This is a genomic window from Actinomadura sp. NBRC 104425, from assembly GCF_030269545.1.
Lineage (GTDB): Bacteria > Actinomycetota > Actinomycetes > Streptosporangiales > Streptosporangiaceae > Spirillospora > Spirillospora keratinilytica.
This window is the reverse complement of sequence record NZ_BSTN01000018.1, coordinates 27,712-40,615: the sequence shown is the minus strand read 5'-3', so window position 1 is coordinate 40,615 and position 12,904 is coordinate 27,712. Positions and strand designations below refer to the sequence as shown.

The window sequence follows — 12,904 nt, the reverse complement described above, 5'->3', positions numbered from 1 at the left end:
CGCTCAGGCGGACGGCGCCCCGGGGCCGTGCCGGGCGGGGGCCTTGCCCTCCGCCCCGGCCTTGGCCTGCGCCCCCGCCTTGGGCTCGCCGGCCGCGGATACCTCGGCCTTCGGCGCCTCCCCCTCGATGGTCACCGGCGTGGGCTGCCGGTTCGGCCGCTCCGGCGCCGGATACAGGTCCTTGGGGAACTGCATGTTCGGCGTACTGTGCGAGTACATCCCCGGCCAGTAGTGATAGGCGCCGCCCTCGACCGGCCCCCAGTGCGGGGACTGGTCGCACCGGCGGTCCGGGTGGATCTTCCTCGACGAGGCGAGGATCGTCATCGTCATCCACACGAGAATGCCGATCACCACGATCGGCGGGCCGATCCACAGCGCGATCTCCGGACCGATGTGAACGGCTCCGGGCAGTACCACCACGTCTCCCACCTCCCGAGCGGAATGCTTCGAAACGGGCGGATACCCATGTGCACCGCGCCTACTCACATCGTTATGTACCCGCATTCGCGCAGGTCAGCGCGTTTATCCGGAACTCATACCCGCGCGGGCTCGGCCGGAACCGGGGCGCCCACGGTGCGCTCGCGGGCCGCGGCCAGTCCGGGTACCGCCAGACCGGCGGTGACCGCCAGCACGACCGCCATGGGGACCGTCCAGCCGCCGGTCATGTCGTGCAGCGCGCCGACCAGCAGCGGGCCCAGCGCCGCGATCACGTATCCGACGCCCTGCGCCATGCCCGACAGCTGCGCGGCCACCTGGGCGTCGTGCGCCCGCAGGCCGAGCAGCGCCAGCGCGGTGGCGAACAGCGCGCCCTGGGCGAAGCCGAGCACGACCGTCCACAGCCACACCGACCCGATCGGCGCCCAGGCGATCCCGGCGAACCCGGCCAGGCACAGCGCGACCGCCAGCACGACGACCGGCCGCTGGTCGCGGGTGCGGCGGGCGATCGCGGGCACCGACAGCGACCCGACCGCCTGGGCCAGCGCCGACAGCGCCAGCACGTAGCCGGCGGACGTCTCGGCCATGCCGCGGTCCTGGCAGATCGTCGGCAGCCAGCCGAGCACCACGTAGTTCAGCAACGACTGCACGCCCATGAAGACCGTGATCTGCCAGGCCAGCCCGGACCGCCACACCCGCGCGGCCACCCGGCGCGAGGCGCCCGCGGCGACCGACGCGGCCGGCGCGGAACGGCGCAGCCGCGGCAGCCAGGCCAGCCCCGCCAGCGCCGCCGGGATCGCCAGCAGGCCCAGCGGCAGCCGCCACGACCCGTCCAGCGCCCGCTGGACGGGCACCGCGGCCCCCGACGACACCGCCGCCCCGGTGGTGACCGCCACCGTGTAGATCGCGGTGACCGTGGTGATCGACCCCGGGTGGTCGCGCTTGATGATCGCGGGGATCGCGACGTTGCCGATGCTGATCGCGATCCCGGCGACCAGCGACCCGGTGAACAGCGCCGTACTGCTCGGCGCCAGCCGCAGCAGCAGCCCGGCCACCAGCAACCCCATGGCCGTCACCAGCAGCGTCTCGCCGCGCGGGGTGCGCCGCAGGAACGCCGCCAGCAGCCCGTAGGCGCCGAAGAACGCCAGCGGCAGCGTGGTCACCGCGCCCGCTCCGGTGCCGGACAGGCCGAGGTCGGTGCGGATGTCGGTGAGCAGCGGCCCGACCGCGGCGAGGGCGGGCCGCAGGTTCACCGCCACCAGGACGATCAGCAGGATCCGCAGGACGAGTGCGCCGCGCCGTTCGCTCACGCCCGGCCCTCCCCGCCGTCTCCGGCGCCCGCCCCGTCCGAGCGGTCCCCGGGCTGTGCGGCGGATTCGGACTCCAGCAGGGCGGACACCACGGCCAGGGTCGGTTCGATCACCGCGGCGGCGGCCCGGGCGGCGGCGTCGGCGTCGCCGGCGGCGATGGCGTCCAGGACGGCGCGGTGCCGCTCGGGGCCGGCCTCGGGGATGCGGTGGTCCAGGCGGACCGCGCTCAGCGACTCGTGCAGCCGCCCGAGGAAGTACCGGCACGCCTCGACCAGCACCGGGTTGCCGGTGGCCTCGGCGACGCCCAGGTGGAAGCGGGAGTCGGCGGCGCCGAACTCGTCGGCGTCCTCGGCCGCGTCCCGGGCCGCCAGCAGCTCCTCCAGCCGGGCCAGGTCGGCGGGGGTGCGGCGGTGCGCGGCCAGCCGGGCCGCCTGCACGTCGTAGGCGAGCTGCACCTCGAACACATCGCGCAGCGTCGCCCCCTGGACGCGGCGCAGCAGCGGCCGCGGGTCGGCGGCGCTGCGCACGTACGTGCCGTCGCCGCGGCGCACCTCCAGCACCCCGACGTGCGCGAGCGCCCGGATGGCCTCGCGCACCGCCGGGCGGCTGACGCCCAGCCGGGCCGCCAGGTCCATTTCGCCGGGGATGCGCTCGCCCACCCGCCAGGCGCCGCCGCTGACCTCGGCCTGGAGCTGGTCGAGCACGGCCTCCACGGTGGATCCGCGCGGGACGGGACTCAACGTCACCACATGCTCCTCTCGTAAGATGTCTGACATCTTACGATCGGCGCGCACCCCGCCGCGTCCGGCCCCTACCGCCGCACGCCGTGCACCGGGATCAGCTCTTGCGTTCGGCCTCGTCGCGGCGCGTCCGCTGCGCCGGGCTGCCCTCGATGATGCCGCCCGTCACGGCGCCGCGGTGCGCGGACCGGCCGTGCATTCGCTCGATGCGCACCCGCTTGTGCTGCCCGTACCACAGCAGCAGCAACCAGGCGACGAGCGCCAGCGCGATCACGATCGGGCCCAGGATCTGCCAGTAGTTGTCGCCGAGGGGAAAAGTCGCAGCCACGACCATCGCACCTCCTCGCCCGGCCCCTACCCGGCGGGGGGATTCCAACCGCGATGCCCGAATGTTCCTCGGCGGTCCGGCGGATCAGCCCTCCGGATTGGCGAGCACTCCGCGCAGGCCCCGCGACTGCGAGATCGCCCCCGACGTCGTCAGCGTGAACACCCGCATCGACTCGGCGAACCGGGACAGGTCCCACTCGGCGGGGCCCTCGTACCAGGCGAGGTTGTCGGCGCCTTCGGCGCGCTCGCCCGCGTCCTCCACCGTCTTGGCCCACGGACCGACCACGCCGAACACCACCGCGTACGGCAGGAACCGGGAGAACAGCGCGATGCGCTCCCGCGATCCGAGCTCGGCCCCGGCCTCCGCCGGCAGCTCCCCGCGCTCCAGGAAGGCCCGGAACCCGATCGTGTGCGCCAGCACCGTCGAGCCGCGCGCGGTCTTGGCGGGCATGTACTGGCCGCCGTATGCCAGCGCCGCCCCCGCGATGATCACCGCGAGCCCGGCCAGCGCCATGTCGGTGAACAGCGCCAGCGCCACGGTGCCCGCGACGCCGAGCACGGTGAGCACCATGCCCGCGATCGTCCAGCGCGAGCGCACCGCGTCGGGACGGCGCGCGAACCAGCCCTGCTCCACCACGTCGTCGTACATCGCGCTGCGCACCCGCGCCAGGGAGCGGGCGAACGTGCCGTCCAGTTCCGACAGCCGGACGCTGTCGCGCGGGGCGCCGTCGGCGCCGGTGAACAGGGCCTCCAGCAGGATCCGCTCGTAGCGCAGCAGGTCATCGGGCGGGGCGGGCAGGCGGCGCAGCGTCCAGTCCAGGCGGCCGGTGGCCTCCCGGTCCTGCTCCTCGATCAGCAGGTGGCCGCGCACCGCCAGGTCGACGATCGTCGCGGTCACGTCGATCACGTCGGCCTGCTCGTCGATCAGCGTGCCGATCTGGCCGGGGCGCACCCCGTCCGGCGGCTCGAACCGGGCGCCCGCCACCGGCGCGTGGTCGCCCTCGGCGGCCCGGCGGCCGACGACCCGCGCGTCCCGCCCGCGCAGCAGGTACAGCAGGACGATGCCGCCGAGCAGCAGCACCAGCAGCCCCAGCAGCGCCGACGCGGTCACCGCGTTGATCGAGAAGGCGGTGGCCACGGTGTGCCGCCGCTCGTGGATCGCCTGGCCCCCGGTGGCGCCCGGCGGGTATCCGACCACGACGGTCAGGTACTCGCCCGCCGGCATCTCCTGCTGGCTGAACACGCCCTGGGTGTGCGTGTGGTTGGTGTAGAACTGCGTGCAGCCGATCGCGGTGCCGGGCGGCCCGGCGAAGCAGTTGATGTTGCGGATCATCGCGCCGCCGTCGACGGTGGCGCGCGCCTCGGCCAACGGCACCCGCCAGCCGCCGGCCGCGGGCCAGCGCAGCTCCTCGGTGTCGCCCATCGGGGCGATGGCGCCGCGCACGTCATATTCCAGGACCACGGTGCGCCGCCCGGTCAGCGCCCCCGCGCCGCTCACCCGCACGTTCGTGTGCGTGTCGGACGTGGACACCGACACCTGGGTGGGCCCGCCGTCGGGGCTGGACGCCCGCACGTTCTCCAGCCGGTACACCCGGTCGCGGGTGACGCTCTCGTGCTCGCGGGTCACGAACGAGCGGGTGAAGCCGCGCTGCCCGGCGAACTCGTAGACGATCGTCTCGCGGGCGTGCAGCGTGCCGCCTTCGCCGACCTGCAGCGCCACCTGGTCCCGCACCACCTTCTCCGCCGCTGCGGCGGCGACGGGCGCGGTGCCTGCATGAGCGGACGGTGCGGCGGCCGCTTGGGCGGGACGCCCCGACACGAGCAGGGCGACGAGTGCGGCGAGCGTGAGGGAGGCGACCACTGGCCGCGAACGACCCGACATGGGCGCAAATCGTAGCCGCCCGGCGCCCCCCTGCCACGGGGCACGCCCGCCCCGTCCAAATCCGTGACCTGCACGTGGAATTTCGGCGGTGTGGGATGATTCTTCCCTATGCCAGGCCAGTACCCCCCGCCGGCATCGGCGCCGGCACCGCCTCGCCCGCCCGCCCGGCGACCCGGGGAGTACCGCTACACCCCGCCCCGGCGCGGGCCGCGCCGCACCACAGGGGGCACCGTGGCCGGGCTCGTCGGCCTGCTGGCCGCGTTCGTGGTGCTGGCCGTCGTGGGGTTCTGGCTGTTCTGGGACGGCGACGGCGGCACGCTCGGCCCCGGCCTGGGACGGCAGCCTGCCGCCTCCCGCGCCGACGCCACCGACAACCGCCTGTACGCCACCGGCGCGCTCACCCCCGTCGCCTGCCGCCTCCCGGCGATCGACCAGGCCCCCGAGTCGATGCGCCGCTTCATGAACGCGCTCAGCGACTGCCTCGACGCCTCCTGGCGGACCCAGTTCGGCAAGGCCCACATGGCGTTCAGCCCGCCCAAGCGGGTGTTCTGGGAGACGTCCGGCCGCAGCCCGTGCGGCACCTACCCCAACCCCGGCGCCTCGGCGTTCTACTGCCCCGCCAACAACACGATGTACGTGGGGCTGCGGCACGTCGTGGAGACCTCCGGCGGCGAGCCGCTGTCGAACTTCGCGGTGTTCGCCCGGGTGGTCGCGCACGAGTACGGCCACCACGTCCAGGAGCGCGCCGGGATCCTGCGGTACGGGCACCAGCAGATGGAGACCGCGTCCACCGCCACCGCCCGCATGGAGACCAGCCGCCGCATCGAGCTGCAGGCGCAGTGCCTGGCGGGCGCGTTCCTCGGCGCCGAGCGCCGCGCGATGGGCCTCACGCGCCGCCAGTACCTGGCGATGATGGAGGACGTGCGGGGCCGGGGCGACGAGCGGCTGCCCCCCGACCAGCGCGACCACGGCTCGTCCCGCAACTACGCGGGCTGGGTCGCGATCGGCTTCCGCGGCGACGGCCTGGCCGTGTGCAACACCTGGACCGCGCCGTCCAGCGCGGTCGAGTGAACCCCTTCCCGTCGAATCTCACCGCCGAACCCGCTGTGAGGGTTCTCACGGATCAGTGCTAGCTACCGTGCTTGCAATTGCAAGCACTCTGACGCAGGGTGGAACCATGGCAAGTCCGAAGGTCGGCTCGATCGGCGAGTACATCCGCGAGCAGCGCACCCGAGCGAAGATCTCGCTGCGCCAGCTCGCCGATGTGTCGGGCATCTCCAACCCGTACCTGAGCCAGATCGAACGCGGGCTGCGCAAGCCCAGCGCCGAGATCCTCCAGCAGATCGCCAAGGGGCTGCGGATCTCGGCCGAGGCCCTGTACGTGCAGGCGGGCATCCTGGAGCACCGCGACGCCGACACCGACGTGCAGACCGCGATCCGGGCCGACCTCCTCCTCACCGAACGGCAGAAGCAGGTGCTGCTGGACGTCTACGAGTCGTTCCGCAAGGAGAACGAGGCTGCCGCCGCCACATCCGAGCGTCACAGGGACACAGGGAAGGACGAGGTGGAATGACATTGGCTACCACCCTCCGCGACAATAAGGCCGTCTACACCATCGCCGGCGCGGGCGACCTGGCGGTCGAGAAGATCCGCGAGATGCCCGAGCAGGTCGTCAAGGCCCGCGAGACCGCCGTCAAGTACCAGCAGGACGTGCGCGAGCTCTTGGAGCGCTACCGGGGCCAGTTCCGCGAGGCGGTGGAGCGCTACCGCGGCGAGGTCCGCGACAACGTCGGCCGCGTGCAGGAGCGCATCGAGGTCACGGACCTTCCCAACGCCGCCGTCGCGTACATGACGCACGGCGCCAGCCGCGCCGTGGAGTTCATCGACGAGCTGGCCGAGCGGGGCAAGCGCGTCGTGCACCGGGAGGCCGCCGCCGTCGCCGAGATCACCGAAGCCGACGCCAAGCCCGCCACCCGGGCCCGCGGCACCCGGCGCACCACGCAGTCCCGCGCCGCCGCCGCCAGCAGCCGGAAGGGCGGCGTCTGAGCCTGCGGCCGCCTGGGCGTCCCCAGGCCCGCAACACCGGCGCGCGGGGCCCGGTCCGGGAACATCCCGGCCGGGCCCCGTCGTCTTGTATGTGACGCGCGGGTTGCCCATAAGGTGGGTCCGAGGACCTCGCGGCCGAGACAGGCAGGAGCGCTGACCGGTGCAAGCTTTCGGAATACTGCAGCTGTTCTTCTGGGCTCTCCTGGTCATCGCGTTCGCCATGGAGGCGTGGGCGCTGGTCGACTCCCTGACCGTCCCCAACGACGCTTATGTGGCGGCCGGCAAGCAGAGCAAGAAGCTGTGGACGATCATCCTCGGCATTGCCGCAGCCCTGGGCCTCGCCCATGCCGTGCTGCCCCTGCAGGGCGCCGACCCGATCCTGCTGCTCGTCCGCATCCTGCCGGTGGCGGCCTTCATCGCCGCCGCCGTCTATCTCGCCGACGTCCGCCCCGCCGTCCAGCCCTACAAGAAGCGCGGCGGCGGTGGCGGCCGCTCCAACATGGGCCCCTACGGCCCCTGGTGACCCCGCGCCCCCGCTCCGCTGAACGCCCCGGCGCACCTATGGCGGCCGTGCGCGGCTTGCCCCTCCTGTAACAGGAGGTCCTACGGTCTCGGGGCATGAAGATCGTGGTTCACGACACCGCGTCCGCCATGGCCGACCTCCTGCGCCTCCCGGTGGACGAGCGGCCCGACGCCCTGCGCGAGATCTACCGCCCGCTGGAGGACGCGATGCCCATGCCGCCCGGCATGGACATGGTCCGGATGCACCAGCAGATGGGCAGCGGCTTCCGGATCGACCGCGACGACCCGCGCTACCTCACCGCCCTGCAGCAGATGCGGGACGCGGACGTGTGGAGCCGCATCGAGGAATGCCTCGCCGCGGCGTGGCAGCGGCTCGGCGACGCCGCCCCCGAGGCCGACCACGCCGACACCGTGCATGTCGTCCTGGTGCTCGGCAACCCCGATGACGACCACCTGACGGTCCGCAGCGCCGGCTACTTCGGCATGGGCGGCTTCCCGGGGGCGATCCACCTGACGATGTGGCCCACCGAGACCAGCCTGGCGAAGATCGGCTACGCCGCCGCGCACGAACTCCACCACAACGTGCGCTACGCCAACGTCGCCTGGGACCCCACGGCGGTCACGGTCGGCGAGCAGGTCGTGGCCGAGGGGCTGGCCGAGGCGTTCGTGCGGGAACTGGCGGGCGAGCAGGCCTTGGGGCCGTGGGCGACGCGGCTGACCGGTGCGGAACTGGACGAGGTCTACCAGAAGGTCACGGCGGACATCGACGTGGCCGGGATGCAGAACCTCACCGCGTACGTGCACGGCGACGCCACCGCCCGGCGCATGGGGCAGCAGCCCGTCGGCCTGCCGGACTTCGCCGGGTACGCGGCCGGTCTGCGGATCGCCGACGCCCACATCGCGGCCTCCGGCCTGACCGCCGCGCAGAGCGTCGCGCTGCCCGCACGCGACGTCCTGGTGAACGCGGGCGTCCCGACCACCGCGTGAGCCCCCGGCGAGGCCCGCGCACTCGGGTGAGGTGAGCGACACTGTGCTGGTGACGAGTGACGCCCACCGAGACGCCCGCCGACGGGAAGGGGCGCCCCCGTCCGCCGACGGGCTCACCGTCGGCCGGGCGGCCGCGCTGGTCGGGGTCAGCGTGAAGACGCTGCACCACTGGGACGCGATCGGCCTGGTGCGCCCGAGCGGACGCACCTGGGCGGGGCACCGGGTGTACTCGGGCGACGACGTCGCCCGGATGCACCGGGTCCTGGTCTACCGGGAACTGGGGTTCCCGCTCGCCGAGATCGGCCGCATCCTCGACGATCCGGACGCCGACGAGCGCGACCACCTGCGCCGGCAGCGGGCGCAGCTCGTCGAGCGCATCACCCGCCTGCAGAAGATGGTCGACGCGGTCGACCGCATGCTGGAGGCGTCCGGCCGCGGGATGCGGCTGACCCCCGAGGAGCAGGTGGAGATCTTCGGTGCCGACTGGCGGCCCGCCTGGGTCGAGGAGGCCGAGGCGCGCTGGGGCGACAGCGCCCAGTGGGCGCAGTACGCCGAGCGGGCCGCCGCGATGACGCCGCAGGACTGGAGGGACGTCAAGGCCGAGACCGACGCCCTGCACGCCGACCTCGCCGCCGCCTGCCGCGCCGGCGTCGCGCCCGGCTCCGCCGAGGCGAACACCCTCGCCGAGCGGCATCGGGCGCTGATGTCCAGGTATTTCGACTGCACGCACGCGATGCACGCCTGCATCGCGCGCGGCTACGTCTGCGAACCCGGATTCGCCGACTTCTTCGACGCGTTCGCGCCGGGCCTGGCCGTCTGGCTGCGCGACGTGATCTTCGCGAACGCCGCGGCGCACGGCGTCGATCCGCAGACCGCGACCTGGGAGTGACCGCCCGAGGCGCGGCTCAGGGCGTGGCCGCGGCGGTCGGGGCGGTGACCGGTGACGGGGTGGCGGCCGGCGACGGGCTCGCGGGGCGGCCCCGGACGGGACGGGCCAGGCCGAGCGTCCGCAGGTTGGCGACGAGGCACGCGGCCATGTGCCGGTTGCCCGCCGGGTTGGGGTGGATGTTGTCGGCCCGGATGTAGCGCACCGCGTTGCCGGTGCCCTTCTTGCGGTTGCCGGTGAACCAGCGCTGCCCGATCGGGTCGATGAACGGCACGCGTTCGGACACCGCGGCGGCGCGGATGGTATTGCGCACGCGGATGGCCTTGGCCCCCACGTCCCGCCCCCACGTCGGCCCCATGATCACCAGGTGGGTGCCGGGCCAGTGCGCCCTGATCCGGCGGATCAGCGCCACGGTGCGGCGGCGCACCTGCCTCATGGGGGTGAGCACGTCGTTGTGCCCGCCGGAGACCAGCATCATGTCGGGGGCGGGCCGCCAGGCGAACTGCCTGGTGAACAGGGTGTCGAAGCGCTGCTTGGCGGGGCCGGGCTCGGCGAAGCCGGAGCCGACCCGTCCGCCGATCACCACCTGCCAGCCCAGCATCCGCGCCGCCTGCCCCGCGTACGCCTGCTCCTTGGTGAGCCCGCGGATCCCGGTGGTGAAGCTGTCGCCCATCACGTACACCACCGGCGGCCGGGGGCGCGGTGCGGTGTTGCGGGCGGACGTCGAACCGGAGCGCAGGTAGACCGCGGCCGCCCCGGCCAGTCCGAGCGCCAGCAGCACGACCAGTGCCGAACGGACACGTCGGGACAACGGCTGGATGGCCTTCCTCGTGCGGCGGTGGAGTTCGCGGCGGTGGAGTTCGACGCAACGGCGGGAGCGTCGTTCGGGCCGGGTGGCGGTGGGCGCGTAGTGCGGGCGGCGTCCGGCCGGTCGGCATCCTATCCGGGCGGCGGGCCCGTTCGGCGGACCACAGCGCGTCGCCGTGGCGGGGTGCCCGCGAAGTAAGCCCATAATTCCTACATGTTTGATTGACTTAGTTGGGATGTCCGTTTAGTCTCGTGGTGTGTCGGTGACGATGTGCTTGACCAGTCGTGGGCACGTGGATCTGTGCCGCGTGGCCAGCGCCCTCTGTTCGCTGTGAGTGCTGACTCGCTCTGACGTACTGACCGACGTACTGACAGACGTACTGACAGACGCTGCGAGCCGCGGACCGCCCGGGCGACGACGCCTCCGGAGTCCGCAGTGATGATCGCCTTTTCTGCCGAAGTACGCGCATGCCCTCTCGGCCTGCGCGCATTGTCCCCTGGAGGTCGGGCCGGTCATGGCCTATCTGATCCGTGATGACGCCGAGGCGCTCGAGGTCGCCCGGCGGCTGGCGGCGCGGCTTGCGGTGGGCGCGGCCCGCCGCGACGCCGAGCGCACGCCGCCGGTGACCGAGATCGCCGAGCTGGCGGAGTCGGGGCTGCTGGGTATCACGGTGCCGCGCGAGCACGGCGGCGCCGGGGTGGGCGCGGTGACGCTGGGGGAGGTGTTCCGGCTGCTGGCGGCAGCCGATCCCAGCGTCGGGCAGATCCCGCAGAACCACTTCTTCTTCGTCCGGGTGCTGGCCGAGAACGGCACAAAGGAGCAGCGCGAGTTCTTCTACGCCGAACTGCTCAAGGGCCGGCTGTTCGGCAACGCGCTGGCCGAGGCCGGTGCACGCGACGCGTTCGAGTTCCGCACCCGGCTGACACCGCTGCCGGACGGCGGCTACACCGTCACCGGCACCAAGTCCTATGCCACCGGGTCTCCGTTCGCCGACTGGATTCCGGTGTACGCGACGGACGACCAGAACCGCGTGCACGCGGTGTTCGTCCCCGCGGGCGCGCCCGGGCTGGAGGTGGTGGACGACTGGTCCGGCTTCGGGCAGCGCGGCACGGGCAGCGGCACCGTCCACCTGCGGGACGTGCGGGTCCCCGCCGACCGGGTCGTGCCGCACTACCGCACGTTCGAGCGGCCCGAGGTGTTCGGCGCCTACGGGCAGTACATGCACGCCGCGATCGACGTCGGCATCGCCGGGGGAGCGCTGAAGGAGGGGGCGGCCTTCGTCCGCGAGTCGGCCCGGCCCTGGCCGGAGGCGAAGGTGGACCGGCTGGCCGAGGAGCCGCTGGTGATCCAGAAGTTCGGCGAGCTGGCGCTGCTGGTCCGCGCGGCCGAGGCGCTGCTGGTGCGCGCCGGGCAGGCCCTGGACGCGGTGCCGGCGGGCGCGCCCGCCCTCGACACGGGGAGCCTGACGGACCCCGACCCGGTGGCGGAGGCGTCGCTGGCCGTCGCGGCGGCGCGGGCGCAGGCCGACATCGCCGCGCTGACGGTGGCCAGCGAGGTGCTGGGCGTGGTCGGCGCCCGCGCGTCGCTGGAACGGTACAACCTCGACCGGCACTGGCGGAACGCCCGCACCCACACCCTGCACGACCCGCGCCGCTGGAAGCTGCAGCACCTCGGCGACCACGCCCTCAACGGCACCGTCCCGCCGCGCAACGGCATCGTCTGACCTTTGTTTCCGGGAGACCCAACGTGACGACCATCGAGACCGAGACGACACCGCGCGACCACGAGGGGTGGCTCGCGCGGGCCCGCGCGGCCGCCGCCGAGCTGGCCGAGGACGCGGCCGAACGCGACCGGGCGGGCCGCCCGCCGTTCGCCGAGGTGCAGGTGCTGCGCCGGGCCGGGCTGCTGACGCTGCTGATCCCCGCCGAGCGCGGCGGCGGGGGCCAGACCTGGCGCACCGCCTACCAGGTGACCAGGGAGATCGCCGCGGCCGACGGCGGCATCGGGCAGCTGCTCGGCTACCACTACCTGCTGTCGTGGAACCTGCACTTCTTCGGCGAGGAGAAGCTGCGCGAGCGCGTCGAGCCGCAGGCCGCCGAGGAGCGCTGGCTGTGGGGCGGCGCGTTCAACCCCCGCGACCCCGACCTGACGCTGACCCCGAAGGACGGCGGGTTCGAGCTGAACGGCACCAAGACGTTCGCCACCGGCGCGCGGGTGGGCGACCGCCTCGCCGTCGGCGCGGTGCACGCGCACACCGGCGAACCGCTCGTCGTGATCGTCGACCCCCGGCACGAGGGGGTGCACCGGCCGGACGACTGGGACAACATCGGGCAGCGGCTGTCGGCCAGCGGAAGCGTGTCGTTCTCCGCCGTCCCGGTGCCCGAGGAGGACGTCATCGGGTCGCTGGCCGACCCGTCCCCGTGGACGACGCTGGTGACGCCCGCGATCCAGCTGGTGTTCGTGCAGTTCTACATCGGTATCGCCGAAGGCGCGCTGGCGGCCGCCCGCGACTACACCCGCACGACCACCCGGCCGTGGCTGTTCAGCGGCGTGGACCGGGCCGTGGACGACCCCTACGTGCTGGCCCTCTACGGCGACCTGCTGGCCCGGGTGAAGGCGGCCCGGGCGCTGGCCGACCAGGCGGTCGAGGAGATCGACCAGGTGCTGCACGCCCCCGACCGGGAGGCGCTGACCGAGCGGCGGCGCGGCGAACTGGCCGTGCTGATCGCCGCCGCCAAGGTCGCCGCGACCGAGGTGTCGCTGAACGTCTCGTCCCGGATCTTCGAGGTGACGGGCGCCCGCTCGACCCGGGCGGCGCTGGCCCTGGACCGGTTCTGGCGCAACGCCCGCACGCACACCCTGCACGACCCCGTCTCCTACAAGAAGCGCGAGGTCGGAGCCCACTTTCTGACCGGCGCGGTACCCGAGTTCTCCCTCTACACCTGATCAACGCCCCCGACC

The 12,904-nt window shown here is 73.5% G+C and carries 15 protein-coding genes; 9 read left to right on the top strand and 6 right to left on the bottom strand.

All coding sequences use genetic code 11. The features are described from left to right. Positions 1 to 3: 3 nt before the first annotated feature. The 5 genes from QSK22_RS23835 to QSK22_RS23815 all read right to left on the bottom strand — a co-directional run bounded on the left by QSK22_RS23835 (position 4) and on the right by QSK22_RS23815 (position 4,694). On the bottom strand, positions 4 to 420 hold the full coding sequence (locus QSK22_RS23835) for a hypothetical protein (RefSeq protein WP_285496561.1): 417 nt from the start codon (positions 418 to 420) through the stop codon (positions 4 to 6). Between the two features lie 113 nt (positions 421 to 533). Beyond that, positions 534 to 1,745, bottom strand: a complete 1,212-nt coding sequence (locus QSK22_RS23830) for a CynX/NimT family MFS transporter (protein WP_285496560.1) — start codon at positions 1,743 to 1,745, stop codon at positions 534 to 536. Continuing rightward, positions 1,742 to 2,491: a FadR/GntR family transcriptional regulator gene (locus QSK22_RS23825; RefSeq protein ID WP_285496559.1), complete on the bottom strand. Its 750-nt coding sequence runs from the start codon at positions 2,489 to 2,491 to the stop codon at positions 1,742 to 1,744. Before QSK22_RS23825 ends, QSK22_RS23830 begins: the two co-directional genes overlap by 4 nt. 91 nt (positions 2,492 to 2,582) lie before the next feature. Continuing rightward, a complete protein-coding gene (locus QSK22_RS23820; RefSeq protein ID WP_285496558.1) occupies positions 2,583 to 2,819 on the bottom strand; it encodes a hypothetical protein in 237 nt (78 codons plus the stop codon). A 78-nt stretch (positions 2,820 to 2,897) separates the two neighbouring features. Next, entirely contained in the window at positions 2,898 to 4,694 is a 1,797-nt protein-coding gene (locus tag QSK22_RS23815) for a DUF2207 domain-containing protein (RefSeq protein WP_285496557.1), read from the bottom strand. A gap of 231 nt (positions 4,695 to 4,925) precedes the next feature. Here QSK22_RS23815 and QSK22_RS23810 point away from each other — a divergent pair, with 231 nt between their 5' ends. The 6 genes from QSK22_RS23810 to QSK22_RS23785 all read left to right on the top strand — a co-directional run bounded on the left by QSK22_RS23810 (position 4,926) and on the right by QSK22_RS23785 (position 9,138). Beyond that, complete coding sequence (locus tag QSK22_RS23810; protein ID WP_285496556.1) at positions 4,926 to 5,765, top strand: neutral zinc metallopeptidase; 840 nt, start codon at positions 4,926 to 4,928, stop codon at positions 5,763 to 5,765. Positions 5,766 to 5,871: 106 nt separating this feature from the next. Beyond that, positions 5,872 to 6,267, top strand: a complete 396-nt coding sequence (locus QSK22_RS23805) for a helix-turn-helix domain-containing protein (protein WP_285496555.1) — start codon at positions 5,872 to 5,874, stop codon at positions 6,265 to 6,267. Beyond that, positions 6,264 to 6,740: a hypothetical protein gene (locus tag QSK22_RS23800; RefSeq protein WP_285496554.1), complete on the top strand. Its 477-nt coding sequence runs from the start codon at positions 6,264 to 6,266 to the stop codon at positions 6,738 to 6,740. The genes QSK22_RS23805 and QSK22_RS23800 overlap by 4 nt, the downstream gene beginning before the upstream one ends. Positions 6,741 to 6,900: 160 nt before the next feature. Next, on the top strand, positions 6,901 to 7,263 hold the full coding sequence (locus QSK22_RS23795; protein WP_285496553.1) for a DUF2516 family protein: 363 nt from the start codon (positions 6,901 to 6,903) through the stop codon (positions 7,261 to 7,263). 95 nt (positions 7,264 to 7,358) lie between these two features. Next, positions 7,359 to 8,249, top strand: a complete 891-nt coding sequence (locus QSK22_RS23790) for a DUF2268 domain-containing putative Zn-dependent protease (protein WP_285496552.1) — start codon at positions 7,359 to 7,361, stop codon at positions 8,247 to 8,249. Between the two features lie 31 nt (positions 8,250 to 8,280). Then, the gene (locus QSK22_RS23785) at positions 8,281 to 9,138 is read left to right on the top strand and encodes a MerR family transcriptional regulator (RefSeq protein ID WP_285496551.1); all 858 of its coding nucleotides are present in this window, start codon (positions 8,281 to 8,283) and stop codon (positions 9,136 to 9,138) included. 16 nt (positions 9,139 to 9,154) lie between these two features. Here QSK22_RS23785 and QSK22_RS23780 read toward each other — a convergent pair whose 3' ends face one another. Then, complete coding sequence (locus QSK22_RS23780; RefSeq protein WP_285496550.1) at positions 9,155 to 9,946, bottom strand: SGNH/GDSL hydrolase family protein; 792 nt, start codon at positions 9,944 to 9,946, stop codon at positions 9,155 to 9,157. A 265-nt stretch (positions 9,947 to 10,211) separates the two neighbouring features. Here QSK22_RS23780 and QSK22_RS33810 point away from each other — a divergent pair, with 265 nt between their 5' ends. The 3 genes from QSK22_RS33810 (at position 10,212) to QSK22_RS23770 (ending at position 12,889) form a co-directional block, all read left to right on the top strand. Then, entirely contained in the window at positions 10,212 to 10,277 is a 66-nt protein-coding gene (locus tag QSK22_RS33810) for a putative leader peptide (protein ID WP_352231474.1), read from the top strand. A gap of 180 nt (positions 10,278 to 10,457) precedes the next feature. Further along, a complete protein-coding gene (locus tag QSK22_RS23775; protein WP_285496549.1) occupies positions 10,458 to 11,666 on the top strand; it encodes an SfnB family sulfur acquisition oxidoreductase in 1,209 nt (402 codons plus the stop codon). A 23-nt stretch (positions 11,667 to 11,689) separates the two neighbouring features. Then, positions 11,690 to 12,889: an acyl-CoA dehydrogenase family protein gene (locus QSK22_RS23770; RefSeq protein WP_285496548.1), complete on the top strand. Its 1,200-nt coding sequence runs from the start codon at positions 11,690 to 11,692 to the stop codon at positions 12,887 to 12,889. The last annotated feature ends 15 nt before the right edge of the window (positions 12,890 to 12,904 follow it).

Bases quoted from the DNA above. Each gene is read 5' to 3' on its own strand.
- QSK22_RS23820 (WP_285496558.1), bottom strand. From the start codon at position 2,819: ATGGTCGTGGCTGCGACTTTTCCCCTCGGCGACAACTACTGGCAGATC.
- QSK22_RS23815 (WP_285496557.1), bottom strand. From the start codon at position 4,694: ATGTCGGGTCGTTCGCGGCCAGTGGTCGCCTCCCTCACGCTCGCCGCA.
- QSK22_RS23805 (WP_285496555.1), top strand. From the start codon at position 5,872: ATGGCAAGTCCGAAGGTCGGCTCGATCGGCGAGTACATCCGCGAGCAG.
- QSK22_RS23800 (WP_285496554.1), top strand. From the start codon at position 6,264: ATGACATTGGCTACCACCCTCCGCGACAATAAGGCCGTCTACACCATC.
- QSK22_RS23790 (WP_285496552.1), top strand. From the start codon at position 7,359: ATGAAGATCGTGGTTCACGACACCGCGTCCGCCATGGCCGACCTCCTG.
- QSK22_RS23775 (WP_285496549.1), top strand. From the start codon at position 10,458: ATGGCCTATCTGATCCGTGATGACGCCGAGGCGCTCGAGGTCGCCCGG.